Source organism: Saccharothrix sp. CB00851 (assembly GCF_001905065.1).
GTDB lineage: Bacteria > Actinomycetota > Actinomycetes > Mycobacteriales > Pseudonocardiaceae > Actinosynnema.
Genome location: NZ_LWLC01000008.1, coordinates 1 through 21,178 on the forward strand (window position 1 = coordinate 1; position 21,178 = coordinate 21,178).

A 21,178-nucleotide genomic window follows, 5' to 3' on the forward strand; every position below is an offset into this window, starting at 1 on the left:
CGCCGGACCCACCGCGCGCCGCCAGGACGCACCGCCCGCCGCCGGACCCGCTCGCCCCATCGCGCTTGCCCCGCCGCTGCCCACAGTCCGCCGATGGCCACCCGCTGGTCGCCCCACCGCCGCTGGGTTGTCGCCGCTTGCCATCGCGTGCCGCCGCCCGTCGTCCGCCGGCCCGCCGGCCGCGACAGCCCGTCGCCGGCCCGTTGCCGCGCGTCGCCCGCCGCTCCATCGTGCGCCCGTCGCCGCCCGTCGCCGCCTGCCGCTGCCCGCGACCACCTGTCGCCGTCGCCTGCGGCTGGCTCGTCTCCTGGCGCAGGCCGCCGACCCTGCCCGACCACGCGCCATCGACCGCCCACCCCAACTACGCTCACCCCCGTGATCACGTTGACCGCCCGCCTGTCCCCTTCCGCCCTGGACACCCGTCGCGGCGTGGTGCGGCTCCACCCCGAAGTGCTGGACGCGCTCGGCCTGCGCGCGTGGGACGCGGTGCGCCTGACCGGTGCCCGGGTGAGCGCCGCCCTGGCCGCCGCGACCGCCGGCGACGGCCCGCCCGGCGTGGTGCTGGTGGACGACGTGACGCTGTCGAACCTCGGCGTCGTGGAAGGCGCGGAGGTGGTGGTGGCGCCCGTGGACGTCGCCGCCGCACGCACGGTGATCGTGGCGGGCTCGCGGTTGGCCAGCACGTCGCTCACCCCCGAAACGCTCCGCATGGCCCTCACCGGCAAAGTGCTGACCGTCGGCGACGCGGTCTCCCTGCTGCCGCAGGACCTGGCCCCGCCACCCGGCGCGGACGTCAGCGCCACGCGCAGCAAGCTGTCCAACGCCATCGGCATGACGTGGACCAACGAACTGCTCACCATCACCTCCGCCGACCCCGCCGACGGGCCGGTGGCCGTGCAGCCCTCGACCGTGGTCGGCTGGCGTGACGGCGCACGAACGGGTGACGTGCCCGCGGTCGTGTCCGGAGGCGGCGGCACGGTCCAAGCAGCGGTGACGGCGACCGCGGGACCGGTGACCACGATCAGCGCGGTCGAAGTCGTGACGCCTGCCGTGCCGGTCGCGGACCTGGTCGGGCAGCAGGAGGCCGCGAAGCGGTTGGCCGAGTGGTTCGACCTGACGTTCAGCCACCCCGAACTGCTGGCCCGGCTGGGTGCCGTGCCGCGCTTGGCCGCCCTGGTCAGCGGGCCGGAAGGGGTCGGCAAGGCGACGTTCGTGCGCGCCGTCGCCCAAGGCGCGAAGGCCACGGTCGTCGAGGTTGCCGCGCCGAGCATCGCCGTGCTGGAGGCGAACGCGGCGGCGCAGCGGGTCGCCGACGCACTCGCTCAAGCCCAACGACAGGCGCCGGCGGTGCTGCTGTTGACCGACGTCGAGGCGTTGTTGCCCGCCGCCTCGGCGCCCCCGGTGGCGACCGTCGTGCTGGACGCCTTGCGCGGACGGCCCGACGGGGTGGCGTTGGTCGTCACCAGCGCACACCCCGAGGCGATCGACCCCCGACTGAGGGTCCCTGAACTGGTCGACCGCGAACTCGTCCTCCCGCTGCCCGACAGCAAGGCGCGGACCGAGTTGCTGCGCGTCCTGCTGCGCGACGTGCCCGTCGAGTCCGATGTGGACCTCGGCGTCATCGCGGACCGCACGCCCGGCTTCGTCGCGGCGGACCTGGTGGCGTTGCGCCGGGAAGCCGCACTCCGGGCCGCGTTGCGGCAACGGGACGCCGACGAACCCCGCGTCGGACAAGCGGATCTGGCGGGAGCGCTGGAAACCGTCCGCCCGATCTCGATGTCCACTTCGGACACCCTGCGCACCGGCGGGCTGACGTTGGACGACGTCGGCGACATGACCGAGGTCAAGCAGGCGCTCACCGAAGCCGCGCTGTGGCCGTTGCAGTACCCGGACTCCTTCGCCCGACTGGGCGTCGCACCACCGCGTGGCCTCCTGCTCTACGGGCCGCCCGGGTGCGGGAAGACGTTCCTGGTGCGCGCGTTGGCGGGCACCGGCAGGCTGAACGTGCTGTCGGTCAAGGGCGCCGAGCTGATGGACAAGTTCGTCGGCGAGTCCGAACGGGCGGTGCGCGAGCTGTTCCGGCGGGCGGCCGAAGCCGCACCCGCGATGGTGTTCCTGGACGAGGTCGACGCGCTGGCACCCCGACGCGGCCAGTCGTCCGACTCCGGCGTGTCGGACCGGGTGGTCGCGGCGCTGCTCACCGAGCTGGACGGCGTCGAGCCGCTGCGGGACGTCATCGTGCTCGGCGCGACGAACCGGCCCGAGCTGGTCGACCCCGCCTTGCTGCGGCCCGGCAGGCTGGAGCGCCTGGTGTACGTGCCGCCGCCGGACGCCGACGCGCGGGCCGAGATCCTGCGGGCTTCGTCGCGGAACACGCCGTTGGCATCGGACGTGGATCTGGACGCGTTGGCCGAAGAACTGGACGGGTACTCGGCGGCGGACTGCGCGGCGCTGATCCGCGAGGCCGCGTTGACCGCGATGCGTGAGTCGCTGTCCGCGCCCGAGGTGACCGGCGCCCACCTGGCGACGGCACGTGCGGCGGTCCGACCGTCGTTGGACCCGGCGCAACTGGCCGCCCTCGCCGCTTACGCCAAGTCGCGGGAACGGTAGGGGAGGGCTACGAGACCTTGCCGGACGGGCCCTTGTAGTCGTTGGTGACGATCACGATGATCCCCGGTTGGGCGCTCTGGATGCCGTCGAACCGGGGCTCGACGCGGGCGTTGAGGACGCGGGCCAGTTCGCGTGCCGAGGCTTCCTCGTCGGTGCCGGGGCGGAAGTAGACCGTGGTGGTCCAGATCGTGCCCTGGGAGTAGTTGCCCCTCTCGGCGACCTGCCACCCGGCCTGCTCGACGTCGCCCGACGCGCGGGCGGCCAGGCCCTGGGTGGTGCTGTTGTTGTAGATGCGCACCGGGAGCTTGGGCGTCGTGCTCACCGGTGGCGGCGGCGTTTCCGTCGTCGTCGTGCCGCCCGGGTCGGCGGACGTCGTGGGCGCGGTCGTGGTGCCGGCGGGCGGTGACATCTCCGACGACGGGGCGGTCGGCTCACCGGACGGGGTCTGCGAGCCGTCCGACGTTTCCGAGGTGCCCGAGGTGGTGGTCGACGGCGGGGTCGACTGCGCGGCGGGCGGATCGTCGTCGGTGCCGCCGGTGAACAGGCTGACCAGACCGATGACCAGGGCGATGACGGCCACGCCGAGCAGCGCGTAGCCCGCCGCACGTGCCGGGTGCGCGGGGCCCGCGGGCTGTTCCGGGTTCGTCATCGGCGCTCGACGCCCAGCCGCTTCGCCGCGCGGGCGCGTTGCCTGCCGGAGCGGGACCTGCGCAGTCTCTTGATCAACATCGGATCGGCGGCCAACGCCTCTTCCTTCTCGATCAACGCGTTGAGCAGCTGGTAGTAGCGCGTCGCGGACATGTCGAACAGCTCCCGGACGGCCTGTTCCTTCGCACCCGCGTACTTCCACCACTGGCGTTCGAAGGCCAGGATCTCGCGCTCCCGGTCGTTCAAACCGTCGTCCGGCCCCTCCGCCGGCGCCAGTGCCTCTGCGGCGTCCATCTGGCTCCTCAGCCGTGTCCCGTGCGTGGGTGCCATTACATCACGTGATCTTCGCGTGGGTCCGCTCATCGGTCGGCGCGTCCTGTGTGACGCGCCGTTAGGCTGCACGCCATGGCAGTTCACCCGATCCGGATCGCCGGAGATCCCGTGCTCCACCACCCGACCCGCCCGGTCGAGGTGTTCGACGAGGCGCTGCGCACGTTGATCGACGACATGTACGAGACGATGGCGGCGGCGCGCGGTGTCGGCCTGGCGGCCAACCAGATCGGGGTCGACCTGCGGTTGTTCGTGTACGACTGCCCGGACGACGAGGGTGTGCGGTACCGGGGCGTGGTGGTGAACCCGACGTTGGAGACGTCGGAGGTCCCGCTGGGCATGCCGGACCCGGACGACGACTTCGAGGGCTGCCTGTCCGCGCCGGGCGAGGCCTACCCGACGGGCCGGGCGACGTGGGCGAAGGTGACCGGGTTCGACGGCGACGGCAAGCCCGTCGAGGTCGAGGGCACCGGGTTCTTCGCGCGGTGCCTGCAGCACGAGACGGATCACCTGAACGGCGTCATCTACCTCGACCGGTTGGTGGGTCGGCACAAGCGGGCGGCGAAGAAGATGCTCAAGGCCAACGGCTGGGGCGTGCCGGGCCTGTCGTGGGACCCGGCGACCTCGGAAGACCCGTTCGCCGACGACGAGGACTAGGCGCGACGGCCGGGCCCGGGCGACGACGACCTAGGCCCAGGGCTCCCGGGAGGAATACGGCTACCCGGCTTGGCTGCTGCAGACGATCACGGATGCGGCAGCCGCGACGGCGCGCGGTGCGGGTGGGCCGCCATGAGCGAGGCGGCTGTATGCGAGGCGGGCTGTGTGCGACGGCTGGCGAGGCGGGCCATGGGCGCACGGAGCCGTGGGCGACGGGCGCGGCGACGTGGGAGCACGGGGGAGCCGTCGCGGGTGCAGGCAGACGGGGGCGATGGGGCGTGGGCGGCGGGGAGCCCCCGTGGATGCCGTCGCCGACGGCTGCCCCGGTGCTGCTGATGGCTGTCTCCGGTCAAGGTGACAGCTGACCGGGTGGCGCTCGCGGCAGCCGTGGTCGGTGCCTGGCACCGTGGACCGTCCGCCGCAGAAGGTCGCAGCGGACGGTGCGGTGAAGGTGTGGAGGCCGGGGGTTGGTTGCCGGCCTCGTTGTTTCAACCGACGTTCGAGCGGCCGGATAACGGTGTTACCGTTCATGGTCGGTGGGAAGATCACCCGATCGTGAACGGTGTAACCGTCGGAAACAGCAGGTCAGGGCCAGTGTAGCGAGTTACGGGCGATCATGCCGGCGCAAGCCGATCTGCCGCCAGCCCCGGCGCTTGCCGGGCCTCGCCTGTCCGTTGGTCTCCGCCGCCATCTGCGTCGGGTCGACCGCCCGCCGGGGCCGCCGCACGGCACGCATCGCGGCACCCGCGACCCGACCGCCCAACGGCTGCCGCAGCCCCAACCGCCGCGCCGCCACACCATGCGCCCGCTTGATCGCGCGCCGGTCCGCCGCCGGCACCGACCAAGCCTCCGGGTGCTTCGCCAGCCACCGGTACCGGCGCACCGAGTACGGCAGGTGCGCCAGGTACACCAGCAGCGCCGTGCTCAGCGCCACCAACGGGAACGTGATCACCGCCGCCGCCAGCAGCCCGACCAGCACCAGCAGCGGCGCGACCAACCGCGGCGGCACCTTGATGGTCTTCACCGACAGCGTCGGGATCCGGCTCACCAGCAGCAACGCGACCCCGACCGTCCACACGGCCACGACCGTCGAACTCGACCACCACCCGGGCCGGCCCAGTTGCTCGTCCAGGATCAACGGCAGCAGCAGCAACAACCCGCCCGCCGGTGCCGGAACGCCGACGAAGAACTCCTTCGCGAACGGCGGCTGCTCGACGTCCAGCAAGGTGTTGAACCGCGCCAGCCGCAGCACCATGCACACCGCGAAGATCAACGCGACGACCCATCCCTGCCGGTCGCCGCCGAACTTCCAGACGTAGATCACCAGCGCGGGCGCGACGCCGAACGAGATCGCGTCGGCCAGCGAGTCCAGCTCGGCGCCCATCTTGCTGGTCGCGTCGAGCAGCCGGGCGATCCGCCCGTCCAACCCGTCGAACACGGCCGCCGCGGCGATCGAGCCGATCGCCGCACCCCACATGCCGACCATGGCGAAGTGCACGGCCGACAGCCCCGCGCACATCGCGAGCACCGTGATGGCGTTCGGCAGCAGCCTGATCCCCGGCCCGCTCGGAGCCATCGGCTCAGCCCTCCGAAGAAGCGGCGGGCAATTCGGCGAGCACGGTCTCGCCGCCGATCGTGCGCTGCCCGGCCTCGACCAGCACGCGGCTGCCGGTGGGCACGTACAGGTCGACCCGCGAACCGAACCGGATCAGGCCGTAGGTCTGCCCGACCTCGACCTTGTCGCCCTCGACGACCTCGCACACGATCCGCCGCGCCACCAGCCCGGCGATCTGCACGACCACCACGTCGTGCCCGGACGGCGTGCTCAGCCACACCGTGTTGCGCTCGTTGTCCTCGCTGGCCTTGTCCAGGTCGGCGGACAGGAACTTGCCGGGCCGGTAGGACACCTGCCGCACCAGGCCGGGCACGGGCACGCGCTGCACGTGCACGTCGAACACCGACAGGAACACGCTGATCCGGGTCATCGGCGCGGCGCCGAGGCCCAGCTCGACCGGCGGCACGGCCTCGACCACGTGCGACACGGTGCCGTCGGCCGGCGCGACCGCGATGTCGGGCCGGGTGGGCGTGGTGCGCTTGGGCTCGCGGAAGAACCACGCGACCCACGCGGTCAGCAGGGCGCCGGCGACACCCGCGCGCTTGGAGAACCTGCGCAGCAGCAGTGTCGCGACGGCAGCGCCCGCCACGAAGGGACGGCCCGCGGGGTGCATCGGGGGGACGATCCCCCGGGCGAGCTCGAGGAAGTGGGAGACGGCACCACTGTGCTTGTCGCGATCGACGGTCATGGCTCTTCCGTGTCAGGGCAGTGCTTCCGGCCCGCCACACGCTACGCGTTCGCGCCGGCCCTCGTCCGGCCCGCCCGTGCGTCCCCCGACGAACGCACGGACCGGCCGGTTCTCCGATCATCCCAAGTGTAAGCCGCGTCACACCCGTGATCAACGCCGGACGGTCAAGTCCGAGTCACTCTCCGTGCAGGAGGCGGACCGCCACCTCGTCGCCCGCCGCCAGCTCCGTCACGTCCTCCGGCACCTCGATCAGGCAGTTGCTGACCGCCAACGCCGACAGCAGGTGCGACCCCGGCCCGCCGACGGGCGTCACCACCTGCCCCGACTCCGGGTCGTACGCGCCACGCCGGAACTGCGTGCGTCCCGCCGGCGAGGTGACCGGCGCGCTCAACCGGGCCACCGCGCTCGGCCGCTCCACCCGCTCGAACCCCATCGCGGCCCGCAGCGCCGGCCGGATGAACACCTCGAACGACACCTGCGCGCTCACCGGGTTCCCGGGCAGCGTCGCCACCGCCACCCCCTGGTAGCGCCCCGCGCCCTGCGGCCCGCCCGGCTGCATCGCGACCTTCGTGAACTCCACCCCGCGCCCGGTGAACGCGTCCTTCACCACCTCGTACGCCCCCGCGCTCACACCACCGGACGTGAGCAGCAGGTCCACGTCCGCCAACCGCGGCGCGATCGCCGCGTGGAACCTCTCGACGTCGTCCGGCACGAACCGCAGCAGCTCCGCCTCACCGCCCGCCTCGCGCACCGCCGCCGCCAGCATCACGCCGTTCGACTCGTAGATCTGCCCCGGCTCCAACGCCGCACCGGGCCCCACCAGCTCCGACCCCGTCGACAGCACCAGCACCCGCGGCCTGCGCCGCACCGGCAGCGACCCGAACCCCAGCGCCGCCACCAACCCCAGCTGAGCCGGACCCAGCACCGCGCCCGCGCGCAGCACCGTCGTGCCCACGGCCACGTCGTCCGCCATCCGCCGCACGTTCTGGCCGACCACCACCGGCCGGTCGACCCGCACCACGGACGTGCCGCCGTCGGTCCACTCCACCTGCACCACGGCGTCCGCACCGGCGGGCACCGGCGCGCCCGTCATGATCCGGTGCGCCGTGCCGGGCGCCAACGGCACCGACGACGTCCGCCCCGCCGGGACGTCCTCCACCACCGGCAACTCCACCGGGACCGACGCGACGTCGGCGGCACGCACCGCGTAACCGTCCATCGCCGAGTTGTCGAACGGCGGCAGCGGCACCGGCGCGACCACGTCCTCCGCCAGCACCAGACCGAGGCAGTGCTGGTCACCGTGCTGGCTGGCCACCGGCAGGTCCACCACCGGCATCCGCCCGACCAGCCCGGCGACGCGGGCCTTGTGATCAGCGACTCGGGTCAGCGTGTTCGACACGTGACACATCCTGCCGCGCCCGTGGCAGACTGCTCCAACCGGCTGATCACGACAGGGGGAACGTTGCAGGTCCGGACCCGCCACACCCCTACCTTCGGGGTCGCCCGACTCGTCCTGGCACCCGGTGAGCCGGTGGTGGTCGAGCGATCTTCGCTGCTCGCCACCAGCTACGGCGTCGCCGTCGACAGCCGCGCCAAGTCGCCCGGCGTCAGCGCCGCGCTGTGCACCGCGGGGCCCGAGGGTGGCTGGGTCGACGTCGCACCGCCCCTGCCCGGCGACCTGCACGTGCTCGAACTCGACGCCACCACCGGCTGGTGCGTCGCCCGCGACAGCTGGCTGGCCTGCGCCGCCACCGCCCGCCTCGACCCGTCCGCGCCGCCCGTGCGCGCCCTGCACGGTGGTGACCACGGCTTCCTCACCTACGCGTTCGGCACCGGGTCCGTCGTGCTCAGCTGCTACGGCACGCTCGACGTGGTCACCCTCGAACCCGGCGAGCTGGTCACCGTCGCGAGCGGCCACGTGGTCGCGTTCGCCGACACCGTGCAGTCCCGGCTGCGCGCCGTTTCCCCGGACGCGCCCCAATCCGTGCGGAATGGCGAAGGGCTGGTCCTCGACTTCGCCGGACCCGGTCTGGTGCTCACCCGGACCCGCAGCCCGCGCGGACTCGTCAGTTGGTTGCGCGACAACGGATTCAGCGTCCGCTCATGACTCCATAAGGAGGTATCGGCGAACCCCCTCGTGCCTCTAGCGTGGCGGTTTGCTCAAGGTATTTCTCGAAGGAGGACGTCTTGGCTGTCGGCACGGTCAAGTGGTTCAACTCGGAGAAGGGCTACGGATTCATCGCCGCCGACGGCGGGCCGGATGTGTTCGTGCACTACTCGGCGATCCAGATGGAAGGATTCCGGACGCTGGCCGAGGGCGACCGCGTGGAGTTCGAGATCCAGGCGGGGCGCGACGGCCGCAGCCAGGCATCGGACGTGCGCAAGGCATCGTGACCTCCGCCCGACCCGCCGACGCCGCGGCGGGTCGGGCACCCTGCCCTGATCCGACCGGTCCGCGCCCGGGTTCGTCCGGTCGGTCTGGTCCGTTTGGCGGGAACCCCGTGTAAGCCCCTGTACGCGGACGTTAGGCTCCGTCGCGTGTCGGAGGACCTGAGCGGGCGACGGCTGGGCCACTACCGGATCGACGGGGTGCTCGGCCGCGGTGGCATGAGCGTGACCTACAAGGCCACGGACGTCAGGCTCGGTCGCAAGGTCGCCCTGAAGGTCATCGGCGAACACCTCACCGCGGACGCCGAGTTCCGCGAGCGGTTCGTCGACGAGGCGCGCAACACCTCGGCGATCGACCACGCCAACATCGTGCCGCTCTACGACTTCGACGAGGTCGACGGGCTGCTCTACATCGCCATGCGGCTGGTCGACGGCCAGGACCTCGCCTCCCACATCAAGGACGGCCCGCTCACCCCCGCGCGCACGCTCGCGCTGCTCGGCCAGGTCGCCGAAGCGCTCGACATGCTGCACGGCAAGGGCCTGGTCCACCTCGACGTGAAACCGGCCAACGTGCTGGTCACCACCAAGGAAGCCGCCGGCGAGCACGTCTACCTCGCCGACTTCGGCCTCACCCGGCGCGGCGCCACCGGGCACCGCACCCGCACCGGCGACTTCCTCGGCTCACCCACCTACGCCGCGCCCGAGCACCTGCGCGGCGAACCGCTCGACGGCCGCACCGACCAGTACGCGCTCGCGTGCATGGTCTACGCGTGCCTGTCCGGGCGCCCGCCGTTCCAGGGCAGCGTGCAGGACGTCATCCAGGGCCACCTCGGCGCCGAGATCCCGTCGTTGACGTCGGTGGTGTCGCTGCCGCCCGCCATCGACGACGTGCTGCGCAAGGGCACCGCCAAGGACCCGAACCAGCGGTACGGCTCGTGCGCCGAGTTGATCAACGCCGCCCGGGCCGCGCTGTCGGGTGCTGTCCAGGGCGCCCCGCCGCCCCGCCGCACCGACTCCGGTCCGATGCCGATGGGGCCGCAGACCGGTGGCGGGCCCGTGCCGCCGCAGCAGCAGGGCCAGTACCGGCCGCCTTACCAGCAGCAACAGCAGCCCGGGTTCCTGCAGGAGCCCGTGCGGCTGCGGCCGCCCGCCCAGGTCGGCGCCAGCGCGTTCACCACGACGGGCAAGTCGCGACCGGCGTGGTTCGCGCCCGTGGTGGCGGGCGCGGTCGCGATCGTGCTCATCGTCATCCTCGTGGTGATCCTCACGCCGAAGGATGAACCTCCGCGCCCGGCCGGCAACGGTGGTTCGAGCCAGTCCATCGAGGTCGGGGGCACTTCGGGCAAGAAACCGCTGCCCACCAGCGTGCCCGTTCGCACGTCCCGCTGACCACCTCTTCTTGCACTCTCCTCCGTCGAGTGCTAAACACGGTGTTGGCACTCGGACCACCTGAGTGCCAACACGCAGGCTGGGACGGTGAGGCCCGTCCCCACCAGGGGGCTGGTCGTCCGTCGCGGGCACCGAGCCTGGCCGAAGCACCGTGTTCCGCTGCGGGCGCGCGTCCGCAGTGGCCCCATTCGTAATCAGGCGGAGGAACACACCGCAATGGCCAAGATGATCGCGTTCGACGAGGATGCCCGCCGCGGTCTCGAGCGTGGCATGAACATTCTCGCCGACGCCGTCAAGGTGACGCTCGGCCCCAAGGGCCGCAACGTCGTGCTCGAGAAGAAGTGGGGCGCGCCGACCATCACCAACGACGGCGTCTCCATCGCCAAGGAGATCGAGCTCGAGGACCCGTGGGAGAAGATCGGGGCCGAGCTCGTCAAGGAAGTGGCGAAGAAGACCGACGACGTCGCGGGTGACGGCACCACGACCGCCACCGTGCTCGCCCAGGCTCTGGTCCGCGAGGGTCTGCGCAACGTGGCCGCGGGCGCCAACCCGCTCGGCCTCAAGCGCGGCATCGAGAAGGCCGTCGAGGCCGTGACCGAGCAGCTGCTGAAGACCGCCAAGGAGGTCGAGACCAAGGAGCAGATCGCCGCCACGGCGTCCATCTCCGCGGGCGACTCGACCATCGGCGAGCTCATCGCCGAGGCCATGGACAAGGTCGGCAAGGAAGGTGTCATCACCGTCGAGGAGAGCAACGCTCTCGGGCTCGAGCTCGAGCTCACCGAGGGCATGCGCTTCGACAAGGGTTACATCTCCGGTTACTTCGTGACCGACCCCGAGCGCCAGGAAGCGGTCCTCGAGGACCCGTACATCCTGCTCTACGGCTCGAAGATCTCGTCGGTGAAGGACCTGCTTCCGCTGCTGGAGAAGGTCATGCAGGGCGGCAAGCCGCTGCTGATCATCTCCGAGGACGTCGAGGGCGAGGCCCTGGCCACGCTGGTCGTCAACAAGATCCGCGGCACGTTCAAGTCCGTCGCCGTCAAGGCGCCCGGCTTCGGCGACCGCCGCAAGGCGATCCTGCAGGACATCGCCATCCTCACCGGTGGCCAGGTCATCACCGAGGACGTCGGCCTCAAGCTGGAGAACGCCGACCTGTCGCTGCTGGGCAAGGCGCGCAAGGTCGTCGTCACCAAGGACGAGACCACGGTCGTCGAGGGTGCCGGTGACCCGGAGCAGATCCAGGGTCGCGTCAACCAGATCCGTGCGGAGATCGAGAAGTCGGACTCCGACTACGACCGCGAGAAGCTGCAGGAGCGCCTGGCGAAGCTCGCCGGCGGTGTCGCGGTGATCAAGGCCGGCGCCGCCACCGAGGTGGAGCTGAAGGAGCGCAAGCACCGCATCGAGGACGCGGTGCGCAACGCGAAGGCCGCCGTCGAGGAGGGCATCGTCGCCGGTGGTGGCGTGGCCCTGCTGCAGGCCGCCGAGATCGCGTTCGCGGGCCTGAACCTCGACGGTGACGAGGCGACCGGCGCGAACATCGTCAAGGTCGCCGTCGAGGCGCCGTTGAAGCAGATCGCCGTCAACGCCGGCCTCGAGGGCGGCGTCGTGGTGGAGAAGGTCAAGGGCCTCCCCGTGGGCCACGGCCTCAACGCCGCGACCGGCGTGTACGAGGACCTGCTGGCGGCCGGCGTGCCGGACCCGACCAAGGTCACCCGTTCGGCGCTGCAGAACGCCGCGTCGATCGCCGCTCTGTTCCTCACCACGGAGGCCGTGGTGGCGGACAAGCCGGAGAAGGCGGGCGCTGCCCCGGCCGTCCCGGACGCCGGCGGCATGGACTTCTGATCGACCGGGTCACCTGACCCAGGTCTGATCGGCTGAAGTCACGAAGGGCCCGGTTCCGCCTCTGGCGGACCCGGGCCCTTCGCCGTCCCACCTGCGGTGAGAGGGGAGCGGACAAACACGATCGGGTGAGATCGACCCGGAAATGTACGGAAACACCGTTACCGTCCCTCGGTTAAAACGAGACGGAACCCCGAACCACCCACCTGCCCACCGACCACTCACCTGCCCACCTGCCACCCACCGGCACTCGCCACCCGCCGGCACTCGCCTCCCACCATTCCGCCAGCCCTACCGACCTGACCGGCCCGACCTGGCCGGCCCGCCCGGACCCCAACTCGGCACTCCACTCCCGCGCTTCGGCTGCCGCTTCGACCTGACCCCGCCCTGCCCGACCTCGGCCCGCTCCGACCCGCCCCCAGACCCGGAACTCCGCCGCTCCCCACCGCGCCGCTCCCGACCGTGCTGCCGCTGACCACGCCGCTGCCGCTGACCGCCGCTGCCGCTGACCGCGCCGCTGCCGATCGTGCTGCCGCCGATCGCGCCGCCGCCGACTTGAGCAGCTGCCGACCGCGCCACCGCTGACCCCGGAGCCCCGAGCCCCGAGCTTGCCTCCAGAGCCACTGCGGTCGAGCCCACTGCGCCGCGCCGATGGGGCTTGCGGCACTCCAGGCCCGCTGCCTGTCCACGGACGGCCTGACCCCCAGACCCCTTGGCCCAGCCGCATCGGAGTCGGCCGGAACAGCGCCGTCAGGACCCCGCGGACCGTGTCGCGAGCCGATGCGCCCGCCCACGCCCGGCTCGGGTGGGCTGCGGGCGGCGGCCGGCCTCGCCTCGACACCCGTACCGCTGCCCGTCGTCGTACCCCCGCGCCGCTGTGACTGCCACGGCGCCGCTGCGGCGGCGGAATCGCGAAGGAGCCACGGCGCCACCGCGTCGCGAGGCGGGGCCGCGGTGGTGGGTGGGTGGGCGAGTTCGGTCAGGATGCATGCCGGGGTTTCGACAGGGCTGAGGATTGGAGTGATCACGTGCTCATCGCGCACTTGAGCGATCCGCACTTGCGGACCGATGCGTTGGCGGCCGAGCCGGCGGCGTCGTTGAGGCTCGCGTTGGGGCGGGTGTTGGCGTTGGACCCGCGGCCGGATTGTGTGGTGATCACCGGTGACCTGACGGAACACGGGCACGTCGGGGCCTACGACCAGTTGCGGGAGGTGATCGGGCGGTTTCCGTTGCCGTTGTACTTGACCACGGGCAACCACGACGACCCGAAGGCGCTGGTCGAGGTGTTCGGGGGGACGGCGTTCCTCGGCGGCGGGGCTTCGGCGCACTACGAGGTTGCCCACCCGGGGTTCACGGTGGTGGCGCTGGACTCGTGGCGGCCGGATGGGCCGGCTGGGCGGCTCGGCGACGAGCAGTTGTCGTGGCTGGACGACGTGCTCGGCCGGCGGCCCGAGGTGCCGGCCTTCGTGTGCCTGCACCACCCGCCGGTGGCGGTCGGCATCCCGTACCTCGACGGCATGCGGTTGGCGGACGGCCCGGCGCTGGGCGAGGTGCTCCGGCGTCACGGCAACGTCGCCCGCGTCCTGGCCGGGCACGTGCACCGGCCGATCAGCGTGCCGTTCGCGGGCACGGCGGTGTCCGTGGCGCCGAGCACCTACCGCCAGACGTCGTTGACCCTCCGCGCGGACCAGCAGACCGGGTACCTGGCCGAGCCGACCGGGTTCCTGCTGCACGTGGCGACCGAGTCGGGGTTCGCCACGCACACGGTTGCGGTGAGTGCCGCCGGGGCGTTGATCGGAGCCTTCTGACCGACCGGTTCACCCTGTGGTGAGCCGGTGCGATCGCGGAAAGTTCTCGCCCTGAACCACCTGAACGGGCGAACGGGCGAACGGGCAAACGGCGCGACCTCACAACATGATCGTCGGCGTCACGACGGTCCGCCCCGGCTCACCACGGGAGTTCACCAGGTGCACCACGATCTGCGTGGTGCCCGCGGGCACGTCGGACAGCACGAACCGGCCGCCGTCGTCGGCTTTGGTGGTGCTCGACTCGTGCTCGGCCACCCTCACCTCGACGGTGTGCTCGCCGGCGGGCACGAGCCAGCCGTCGATGCGGTGCCGCGCGCCGATGGAGGTGAAGTTCACCATCAACGTCAGGTTGTCCACCGTGAACGTGATGGTGCCGGGGCTGCCACCGCGCACCCCCGCGAACGAGCCCGCGCGTTCCCACCGGGCCACCTCGACGTCCAGGTTCTCCAATGCCACCGCGAACTGGATGCGTTCGACGAGCCCCGCCGGGGGCGCGTCCAACTCGTACACCAGGCGGTTCAGTTCTGTGAGGACAGCGGTGTCCTCTTGGCCTCTGCGGTCATCGCGCGGGTCGATGTCGTTCACCGCGATCCTCCTTCCGCGTCGAGATGTGTGCGCAGCATGGTCAGGCACCGACCCCGGGTGGGGCCGATGCTGCCTCGTGGCATGGACAGTGCTTCGGCGACCGCGCGGTACTCCGCCCGGCCGGCCAGCACGGTGAGCCGCAGAAGTTCCTGGCACTTCTGCGACAAACGGCCGAAAGCCCGCCACAGCCGGTGGTCCCGGTCGTCGACCAGGGCGGCGTCCTCGGGCAGGCCGTACTCGCTCTCCAGTTGTTCCGCCAGCTCGTCGCTCAGCGCCGCTTCACGGCGAGCCGGTGTCCAGGTCCGTTGTGCCTCGCGGCGGGTCGCGACGACCAGCCACCCGGCCAGCGCGCGCGGCTCGACCAGCCGGTCGAGGTGCCGCAGCAGCGCGAGCCAGACCGTCTGCACCACGTCCTCCGCGGTGCTGCGGTCCAGCCCGTGTCCTCGGGCGACGTGCCACACCAGCGGCGTCAGGTCGGCGACCAGCACGTCCAACGCCCTGCGGTCGCCGTCGCGCGCGGCAACGACGCAAGCGGCGTGCCGGTCCGTGCCGTCGAGCCCTTCCCACGGTGGGCGCTCACCGGCCGTGCGCAGTTCTCCCACGTCGTCACCTCCTTCTCGGCGTCCCCCAGCCGAAGCTGATCGTCACACACCTGCGCCGTCACCGGCGCGGCGGCGGTCCGCGGTGCCCCCCTCGCACCGCGGACCGCCTCCCCCCATCGCAGCGGCCGCCGATCGGCACCCCTCGAAGCCGACCGACCACCACCGTTCCTCCCCCAGCGGCTCAGCTGACGGCCACGGGCGTGCCGCCGGCGCGCACCGGGACGCGTCGTCCCCGGTGGCGGCCGGTCGGCGGCACCGGTGGCGCGTCATCCGTCAAGCGAAACTCCTCGACCGGCTCGTCCCCACCGGTGAACCGCGGTTCGCGTGGCGGATCGGCGCTCACGGCGGCCTCCTGAAGTGGGGTGAAGTCCGGTCATCAGGTAAGGAGTGAGTAGTTCTACGCTGGATACACCACCGCGCATTAACAGTTCACTCGTGACGTCCGCGCGCCCGTCCCGGCTATGGTCCAGACCATGCTTGAGGTCATCGCACTGGACGCCACCGACGCCGAGGCCGCGCAGGCCGGTGGCGCGGACCGGCTGGAACTCACCGTCGACATGGCCGCGGACGGGCTGACGCCGCCGGTCACCGTGCTGCGCGACGTGCTCTCCGCGACCGACCTGCCGGTCCGGGTCATGCTGCGCGACGCGCCCGGATTCGCGCCCGGCGACCTCGACGGGCTGCGGCGTGACGCGGCGGCGCTGCGCGAGGCGGGCGCGTCGGAGTTCGTGCTCGGCTTCCTCGACGCCGGCGGACGGGTGGACGAGGCGGCGTGCGCGGCCCTGGTCGCCGAGGTGGACGGCTGCGCGTGGACGTTCCACCGCGCGCTGGACAACTCGGCGGACCCGGAGGCGGCGTGGGCCGTCGTCGCGGCACTGGGCTGCGACACGGTGCTCGCGGCGGGCAGCGCGCGCGGGGTCGCGGACGGGCTCGGCGTGCTGGAACGGCTGGCCGCACGGCAGGACGAGGTGCGGTTGCTGGTCGGGGGCGGGCTCAAGGCCGAGCACGTCGCGCCGCTGAAAGCCGTTGGTGTTACTGGGTTTCACGTCGGTGGCGCGGTCCGGCCAGGCGGGTGGGACGCCCCGCTCTCCGCCGACGCCGTCCGGACCTGGGCGAATCTGGTCTAGACCGCTTGCCGTCGCGACATTAGCATCGCCGTTGCTTCCCATGAAATGACCGTTGCAGATTACGCAATATTTGGGTGCGACACACCGGAAAGGTGGGCGAGATGCGGTTCGCAGTAGCAGCCGTCGTGGGCGCCGTCGTGCTGGCCGGGTGCGCCCCGGTCCAGTCCGGCTCGGCGCCCACCGGTGGTGACGAGCAGACGGGGCAGCTGCGGGTCTGGCTGTTCGACGAGGTCAACCGGGGTCCGAAGGAGGCGGTCGTCAAGGAGGCGGTCACCGAGTTCGAGCAGGCGCACCAAGGCGTCACGGTCGACGTCCAGTACATCCAGGTGCAGACCCGCGCCGAGCGGTTCAAGGCCGCGTTCAGCGACCCGCGGAGCGCGCCCGACGTCGCCGAGTTCGGCAACACCGACCTGGCGGGCTACGTCGCGGGCGGCGGGTTCGCCGAACTCGACCTGAACGGCTGGCCGGAGGCGAAGGACCTGCTGCCCGCCGTGCTCGACACCGGCAAGGTGGACGGCAAGGTCTACGGCGTGCCCTGGTACGTCGGCGTGCGCGCGCTCTACTACCGCACCGACATCTTCCAGGAGCTCAACCTCCAGCCACCGGCCACGCTGGACGAGATCGCACCGCTGGCCCGCCGGATCCGCGCCGCCAAGCCGGACCTGCTCGGCATCTCCGCCGGCGGCAAGTACACCTACGGCGCGATGCCGTTCGTGTGGGCCAACGGCGGTGACATCGCCCGCAAGGACGGCGACAAGTACGTGGCCGCGATCGACAGCGCCGAGTCGAAGGCGGGCCTGCGCCAGTACACCGAGCTGATCGCGGACGACATCTGCCCGCCGGCCCAGTGCGCGGGCAACGGCGGTGACGCCAGCGTCGAGGCGTTCCGGGCGGGCAAGGCGGCGATGGTCGTCGGCGGCGACTTCAACCGCAAGTCGGTCGACGCCTCCGCCGCCGCGGGCAAGTACGCGGTCGTGCCGCTGCCCGGCAAGAAGGCCGGTGAGATCGCGCCGGCGTTCGCGGGCGGCAACCTCCTCGGCGTGCTGAAGGGCAGCGAGCGCAAGACGCTGGCCAACGAGTTCCTGCGGCTGCTCGGCGGCAAGGAGTACCAGCGCAAGATGTTCGACGCGATGGGCAACCTGCCGGCGTTCGGCGACGTGCAGGCCGAGGTGGCCGCGGCCAACCCCGTGCTGGAGCCGTTCACCAAGACCCTGAACGCGGGCACGCGGTTCGTGCCGGTCACACCGAACTGGGCCAAGATCGACGCCCAGGCCGTGCTGCCGACGCTGTTGCAGCAGGTCGCCGCCGGTGGCGAAGACCTCGACAAGGCGGCCAAGACCGCGGCCGACGAGATGAACGCAGCCTTCGGCTCGTGATGCGGACCGCCAAGGGCGACGGGCGGATCGCGTTCGCCTACCTCGCCCCCGCGCTGCTGGTGCTGGTCGGGCTGATGGGCTACCCGATCTACCAGCTCGTGCTGATCTCCCTGTTCGACTACGGCCAGGAGCAGGTCAGCGGTGGCGCGCCGCTGACCTTCCTGGGCCTGGGCAACTACGCGAACCTGCTGTCGCAGGACAGGTTCTGGGCCGTGCTCGGGCAGACGGTCGGGTTCGCCGCGGTCTGCGTGCTCGGGACCCTGCTGGTCGGCACCGCGCTGGCGGTGCTGGCCACCAGGGTCCGCACGTGGGCGCGGATGACGTTGTTCCTGGCCGCGCTGGGCGCGTGGGCGACGCCCGCGGTGGCCGGGTCCACCATCTGGCTGTTCCTGTTCGACGCCAACTTCGGGTTCGTCAACGAGGTGCTCGGCACCACCGGGATGTCCTGGACCTACGACAAGTGGCTGGCGTTCGGGCTGGTCGCGGCCCAGGTGATCTGGTGCTCGTTCCCGTTCGTCATGGTCACCCTGTACGCGGGGATCAAGGCGATCCCGGGCGAGGTGCTGGAGGCCGCCGCGCTGGACGGCGCGTCCACGACCAGGACGGCGACCAGCGTGATCCTGCCGCTGCTGCGGCCACTGCTGATCGTGGTCACCATCCAGTCGATCATCTGGGACTTCAAGGTGTTCACCCAGATCTACATCATGACCAACGGCGGTGGCATCGCGGGCCGCAACCTGGTGCTCAACGTCTACGCCTACCAGCAGGCGTTCGCCGCCTCCGAGTACGGGCTCGGCGCGAGCATCGGCGTGGTGATGACGGCGTTGCTGCTGCTCGTCACCCTCGGCTACCTGCGGGCGCTGCGGCGGAGCGGGGAGGCGCTGTGAACCGGCGGTGGATCGCGGAGGCCGTCACGGTCGTCATCGCCGCTGTGGTGGCGTTCCCGCTGTACTGGATGGTGCTGACGGCGCTGAAGCCGGAGGCGGAGGTGATCTCGGCCGACCCGCGGCCGTGGACGCTCGCGCCGACGCTGGACAGCTTCGTGCGCGCGTTGACCGTGCAGAGCTTCGGCCGCTACCTGCTCAACAGCGTGGTGGTGGCCGTCGCGGTGGTGCTTCTGAGCCTGCTGATCTCGTTCCTGGCGGCCACCGCGCTGACCAGGTTCCGGTTCCGCAGCCGCACCACGTTGCTGGTCATGCTGCTGGTCGTGCAGATGGTGCCGGTGGAGGCGTTGACGATCCCGCTGTTCTTCGTCATGCAGTCGGTGCGGGACGTGGCGCCCGTGTTCGGGCTCAACCACCTGGGTTCGCTGGTGCTGGTGCACCTGGCGTTCAGCCTGCCGTTCGCGATCTGGATGCTGCGCGGGTTCGTCGCGGCGGTGCCGGTGGAGCTGGAGGAGGCGGCGACGCTGGACGGCGCGTCCCGGTTCCGGTTCCTGTGGCAGGTGCTGTTCCCGCTGGTGGCGCCCGGTCTGGTGGCGACGAGCGTGCTGTCGTTCATCCACGCGTGGAACGACTTCCTGTTCGCCAAGACGTTCATCATCTCGGCGGCGGAGAACCAGACGCTGCCGCTGGCGCTGCAGGTGTTCGTGAAACCGGACCAGAACGACTGGGGCGCGATCATGGCAGGATCGACGTTGATGACGATCCCGGTGCTGATCTTCTTCATCCTCGTGCAGCGGCGGCTGGTCGCGGGCCTGGCCGGGGCGGTGAAGTCGTGATCCTGCCGCGTCCCGCGTCGTTCACCCGGGGTGACGGCGAGGTGCCGTTCGACGGCACGTTCCAGGTCGAACGCGTTGCCGGGCCCGCCGAGGGCTACCGGCTGTCGGTGTCGGCCGACGGTGTGCGCGTCCAGGCGTCCGACGACGCGGGGGAGTTCTACGCGCGGCAGACGTTGCGGCAGCTCAGCGGCCCGGCGGCGTTCCGCGCGGTGCCTCCCGGCCCGGTCACGCTGCCGGTGTGCGCGGTCGAGGACCACCCGCGGTTCGCGTGGCGCGGCGTGATGCTGGACGTGGCGCGGCACTTCCTGCCCAAGCACGACCTGCTGCGGTACGTCGACCTGCTGGCCGTGCACAAGCTGAACGTGCTGCACCTGCACCTGACGGACGACCAGGGCTGGCGCTTCGAGTCGCACCGCTTCCCCCGACTGCACGAGGTCGGCGGCTGGCGGCCCGACTCGCGGTTCGGCGACCGGCGTTCCGGCGGGATGGCCGGACGGCCCCACGGCGGCTACTACACCCAGGACGACCTGCGGGAAGTCGTCGCGTACGCGGCGGCGCGCCACATCACCGTCGTTCCGGAGGTCGACGTGCCGGGGCACAGCCAGGCGGCCATCGCGGCGTACCCGGAACTGGGCGTCTCCGGCGGCGGCGTCTGGACCGACTGGGGGATCAACCCGAACGTGCTGCGGGCCGACGAGTCCACAGTGGACTTCTACCGCCAGGTGTTCGACGAACTGCTCGACGTCTTCCCGTCCGAGGTCATCGGCCTGGGCGGCGACGAGGCCGCGAACAGCGACGGCCGGTTCGTCCGCCGCATCGCCCAACACCTGCACCAGCGCGGGCGGCGGCCGTTCGCCTGGGACGAAGCCCTCGGCGTCGGCCCCCTGCCGATACGCACGATCATCGCGTCGTGGCGCGGCGAGGAACCGGGCCGAACCGCCCTGGACCGCGGCCACGACGTCGTCATGTGCCCGGAAGAGCACCTGTACCTGGACTACCGGCAGTCCGACCACCCCGACGAGCCGATCCCCGTCGGCACGATCACCACCCTGGAGGACGTCTACCGCTACGAACCCCCGGACCGGGTGCTCGGGGCGCAGGCGAACCTGTGGACCGAACACCTCGACTCGCCGCGCCGGCTGGACTACGCCGCCTTCCCCCGGCTGTGCGCGTTCGCCGAGGTCGTGTGGAGCCCCGCGGACCGTGACGAGGCGGAGTTCCTGACCCGGCTGGCCGAACACCACCTGCCGCGACTCGACGCACTGGGCGTCGAGTACCGACCCCTCGACGGTCCCCGACCGTGGCAGGCGCTCCCCGGTGTGCCCGGCTACCCGCGCTGATCAGTCCTGCTCGGGCACGAGGATCCAGCAGGCCAGGTAGAGGATCGCGCCGGCACCGACCCCGAAGAGCGTGGCGGCGACGAGCAGGATGCGCAGCAGTGCCGCGTCCACGCCGAGCATCTCGGCCGCGCCGCCGCACACACCCGCGACCATCCTGTCGTTCCGGCTGCGGCGGAACTTCTTGATCTTGGCAGTGGCTTCGTTCAGCACGTCGTTCGTCATGGCTCAAGACTGCGCCACCGCGAGCGCGGAAACATCGGGGACGCACCCTGACATCCCCCGGACCGGCCGCTCAGGGTGTCACCAGGACCTCCCCCCCCGAGGCCACCAGCCCGCAATCCGACATGCCCACACGGACCCGCCGCCCGCCCCCCGAACCCCCGCACCCACAACGGACCCGCAGCGCCACCGCAAGGCTCGATTTGACATGGGTTCGGGTGCTTTAGGCTGGTCGAAGCC

21 protein-coding genes are annotated in these 21,178 nt (G+C 71.7%); 12 read left to right on the top strand and 9 right to left on the bottom strand.

Annotation, left to right across the window (positions count from 1 at the left end; genetic code table 11):
* Positions 1 to 375: 375 nt before the first annotated feature.
* On the top strand, positions 376 to 2,610 hold the full coding sequence (locus A6A25_RS09480; protein ID WP_073887769.1) for an AAA family ATPase: 2,235 nt from the start codon (positions 376 to 378) through the stop codon (positions 2,608 to 2,610).
* A gap of 7 nt (positions 2,611 to 2,617) precedes the next feature.
* Here the strand turns inward: A6A25_RS09480 and A6A25_RS09485 are convergent, their stop codons facing one another.
* Both A6A25_RS09485 and A6A25_RS09490 read right to left on the bottom strand, forming a co-directional pair.
* Positions 2,618 to 3,259, bottom strand: a complete 642-nt coding sequence (locus tag A6A25_RS09485) for a LytR C-terminal domain-containing protein (RefSeq protein WP_073887772.1) — start codon at positions 3,257 to 3,259, stop codon at positions 2,618 to 2,620.
* Positions 3,256 to 3,552 (bottom strand): DUF3263 domain-containing protein, encoded by a 297-nt coding sequence (locus A6A25_RS09490; RefSeq protein ID WP_073887775.1) that lies wholly within the window; start codon positions 3,550 to 3,552, stop codon positions 3,256 to 3,258. The genes A6A25_RS09485 and A6A25_RS09490 overlap by 4 nt, the downstream gene beginning before the upstream one ends.
* 111 nt (positions 3,553 to 3,663) lie before the next feature.
* On the opposite strand from A6A25_RS09490, the gene A6A25_RS09495 reads away from it, so the two are divergent.
* Entirely contained in the window at positions 3,664 to 4,245 is a 582-nt protein-coding gene (locus tag A6A25_RS09495) for a peptide deformylase (RefSeq protein WP_073887778.1), read from the top strand.
* 604 nt (positions 4,246 to 4,849) lie between these two features.
* Here the strand turns inward: A6A25_RS09495 and pssA are convergent.
* The 3 genes from pssA to moeA all read right to left on the bottom strand — a co-directional run bounded on the left by pssA (position 4,850) and on the right by moeA (position 7,956).
* Positions 4,850 to 5,821, bottom strand: a complete 972-nt coding sequence (pssA, locus tag A6A25_RS09500; protein WP_073887781.1) for a CDP-diacylglycerol--serine O-phosphatidyltransferase — start codon at positions 5,819 to 5,821, stop codon at positions 4,850 to 4,852.
* Positions 5,822 to 5,825: 4 nt separating this feature from the next.
* Positions 5,826 to 6,548, bottom strand: a complete 723-nt coding sequence (locus A6A25_RS09505; RefSeq protein WP_073887783.1) for a phosphatidylserine decarboxylase — start codon at positions 6,546 to 6,548, stop codon at positions 5,826 to 5,828.
* Between the two features lie 175 nt (positions 6,549 to 6,723).
* The gene (moeA, locus tag A6A25_RS09510) at positions 6,724 to 7,956 is read right to left on the bottom strand and encodes a molybdopterin molybdotransferase MoeA (RefSeq protein ID WP_073887786.1); all 1,233 of its coding nucleotides are present in this window, start codon (positions 7,954 to 7,956) and stop codon (positions 6,724 to 6,726) included.
* A gap of 54 nt (positions 7,957 to 8,010) precedes the next feature.
* On the opposite strand from moeA, the gene A6A25_RS09515 reads away from it, so the two are divergent.
* The 5 genes from A6A25_RS09515 to A6A25_RS09535 all read left to right on the top strand — a co-directional run bounded on the left by A6A25_RS09515 (position 8,011) and on the right by A6A25_RS09535 (position 13,969).
* Positions 8,011 to 8,655: an AIM24 family protein gene (locus tag A6A25_RS09515; protein WP_073887789.1), complete on the top strand. Its 645-nt coding sequence runs from the start codon at positions 8,011 to 8,013 to the stop codon at positions 8,653 to 8,655.
* A gap of 80 nt (positions 8,656 to 8,735) precedes the next feature.
* Positions 8,736 to 8,942, top strand: coding sequence for a cold-shock protein (locus tag A6A25_RS09520; protein ID WP_033432301.1), 207 nt, complete (start codon positions 8,736 to 8,738; stop codon positions 8,940 to 8,942).
* A 144-nt stretch (positions 8,943 to 9,086) separates the two neighbouring features.
* Entirely contained in the window at positions 9,087 to 10,325 is a 1,239-nt protein-coding gene (locus A6A25_RS09525) for a serine/threonine-protein kinase (protein ID WP_073887792.1), read from the top strand.
* 216 nt (positions 10,326 to 10,541) lie between these two features.
* Positions 10,542 to 12,164 (top strand): chaperonin GroEL, encoded by a 1,623-nt coding sequence (groL, locus tag A6A25_RS09530; RefSeq protein WP_073887795.1) that lies wholly within the window; start codon positions 10,542 to 10,544, stop codon positions 12,162 to 12,164.
* 1,025 nt (positions 12,165 to 13,189) lie between these two features.
* Positions 13,190 to 13,969 carry a phosphodiesterase gene (locus tag A6A25_RS09535; protein ID WP_073887798.1) on the top strand — a complete coding sequence of 260 codons (780 nt, stop codon included), beginning with the start codon at positions 13,190 to 13,192 and terminating at the stop codon, positions 13,967 to 13,969.
* Positions 13,970 to 14,068: 99 nt separating this feature from the next.
* Here the strand turns inward: A6A25_RS09535 and A6A25_RS09540 are convergent, their stop codons facing one another.
* The 3 genes from A6A25_RS09540 to A6A25_RS43920 all read right to left on the bottom strand — a co-directional run bounded on the left by A6A25_RS09540 (position 14,069) and on the right by A6A25_RS43920 (position 15,499).
* Entirely contained in the window at positions 14,069 to 14,491 is a 423-nt protein-coding gene (locus A6A25_RS09540) for a carboxypeptidase regulatory-like domain-containing protein (protein ID WP_380736080.1), read from the bottom strand.
* Between the two features lie 59 nt (positions 14,492 to 14,550).
* Positions 14,551 to 15,156: an RNA polymerase sigma factor gene (locus tag A6A25_RS09545; protein WP_053718676.1), complete on the bottom strand. Its 606-nt coding sequence runs from the start codon at positions 15,154 to 15,156 to the stop codon at positions 14,551 to 14,553.
* A 181-nt stretch (positions 15,157 to 15,337) separates the two neighbouring features.
* Positions 15,338 to 15,499 (bottom strand): hypothetical protein, encoded by a 162-nt coding sequence (locus A6A25_RS43920; RefSeq protein ID WP_158073706.1) that lies wholly within the window; start codon positions 15,497 to 15,499, stop codon positions 15,338 to 15,340.
* A gap of 130 nt (positions 15,500 to 15,629) precedes the next feature.
* Here A6A25_RS43920 and A6A25_RS09550 point away from each other — a divergent pair, with 130 nt between their 5' ends.
* From A6A25_RS09550 to A6A25_RS09570, 5 genes are all read left to right on the top strand, one after another.
* The gene (locus A6A25_RS09550; RefSeq protein ID WP_241828568.1) at positions 15,630 to 16,283 is read left to right on the top strand and encodes a copper homeostasis protein CutC; all 654 of its coding nucleotides are present in this window, start codon (positions 15,630 to 15,632) and stop codon (positions 16,281 to 16,283) included.
* 101 nt (positions 16,284 to 16,384) lie between these two features.
* Positions 16,385 to 17,659 carry an extracellular solute-binding protein gene (locus A6A25_RS09555; protein WP_073887803.1) on the top strand — a complete coding sequence of 425 codons (1,275 nt, stop codon included), beginning with the start codon at positions 16,385 to 16,387 and terminating at the stop codon, positions 17,657 to 17,659.
* Complete coding sequence (locus A6A25_RS09560; protein ID WP_073888020.1) at positions 17,659 to 18,546, top strand: carbohydrate ABC transporter permease; 888 nt, start codon at positions 17,659 to 17,661, stop codon at positions 18,544 to 18,546. The genes A6A25_RS09555 and A6A25_RS09560 overlap by 1 nt, the downstream gene beginning before the upstream one ends.
* Positions 18,543 to 19,379 (top strand): carbohydrate ABC transporter permease, encoded by an 837-nt coding sequence (locus A6A25_RS09565; protein ID WP_073887804.1) that lies wholly within the window; start codon positions 18,543 to 18,545, stop codon positions 19,377 to 19,379. The genes A6A25_RS09560 and A6A25_RS09565 overlap by 4 nt, the downstream gene beginning before the upstream one ends.
* The gene (locus A6A25_RS09570) at positions 19,376 to 20,719 is read left to right on the top strand and encodes a beta-N-acetylhexosaminidase (RefSeq protein WP_073887805.1); all 1,344 of its coding nucleotides are present in this window, start codon (positions 19,376 to 19,378) and stop codon (positions 20,717 to 20,719) included. The genes A6A25_RS09565 and A6A25_RS09570 overlap by 4 nt, the downstream gene beginning before the upstream one ends.
* Here the strand turns inward: A6A25_RS09570 and A6A25_RS09575 are convergent, their stop codons facing one another.
* Positions 20,720 to 20,941, bottom strand: coding sequence for a PspC domain-containing protein (locus A6A25_RS09575; protein ID WP_073887806.1), 222 nt, complete (start codon positions 20,939 to 20,941; stop codon positions 20,720 to 20,722).
* Between the last annotated feature and the right edge of the window lie 237 nt (positions 20,942 to 21,178).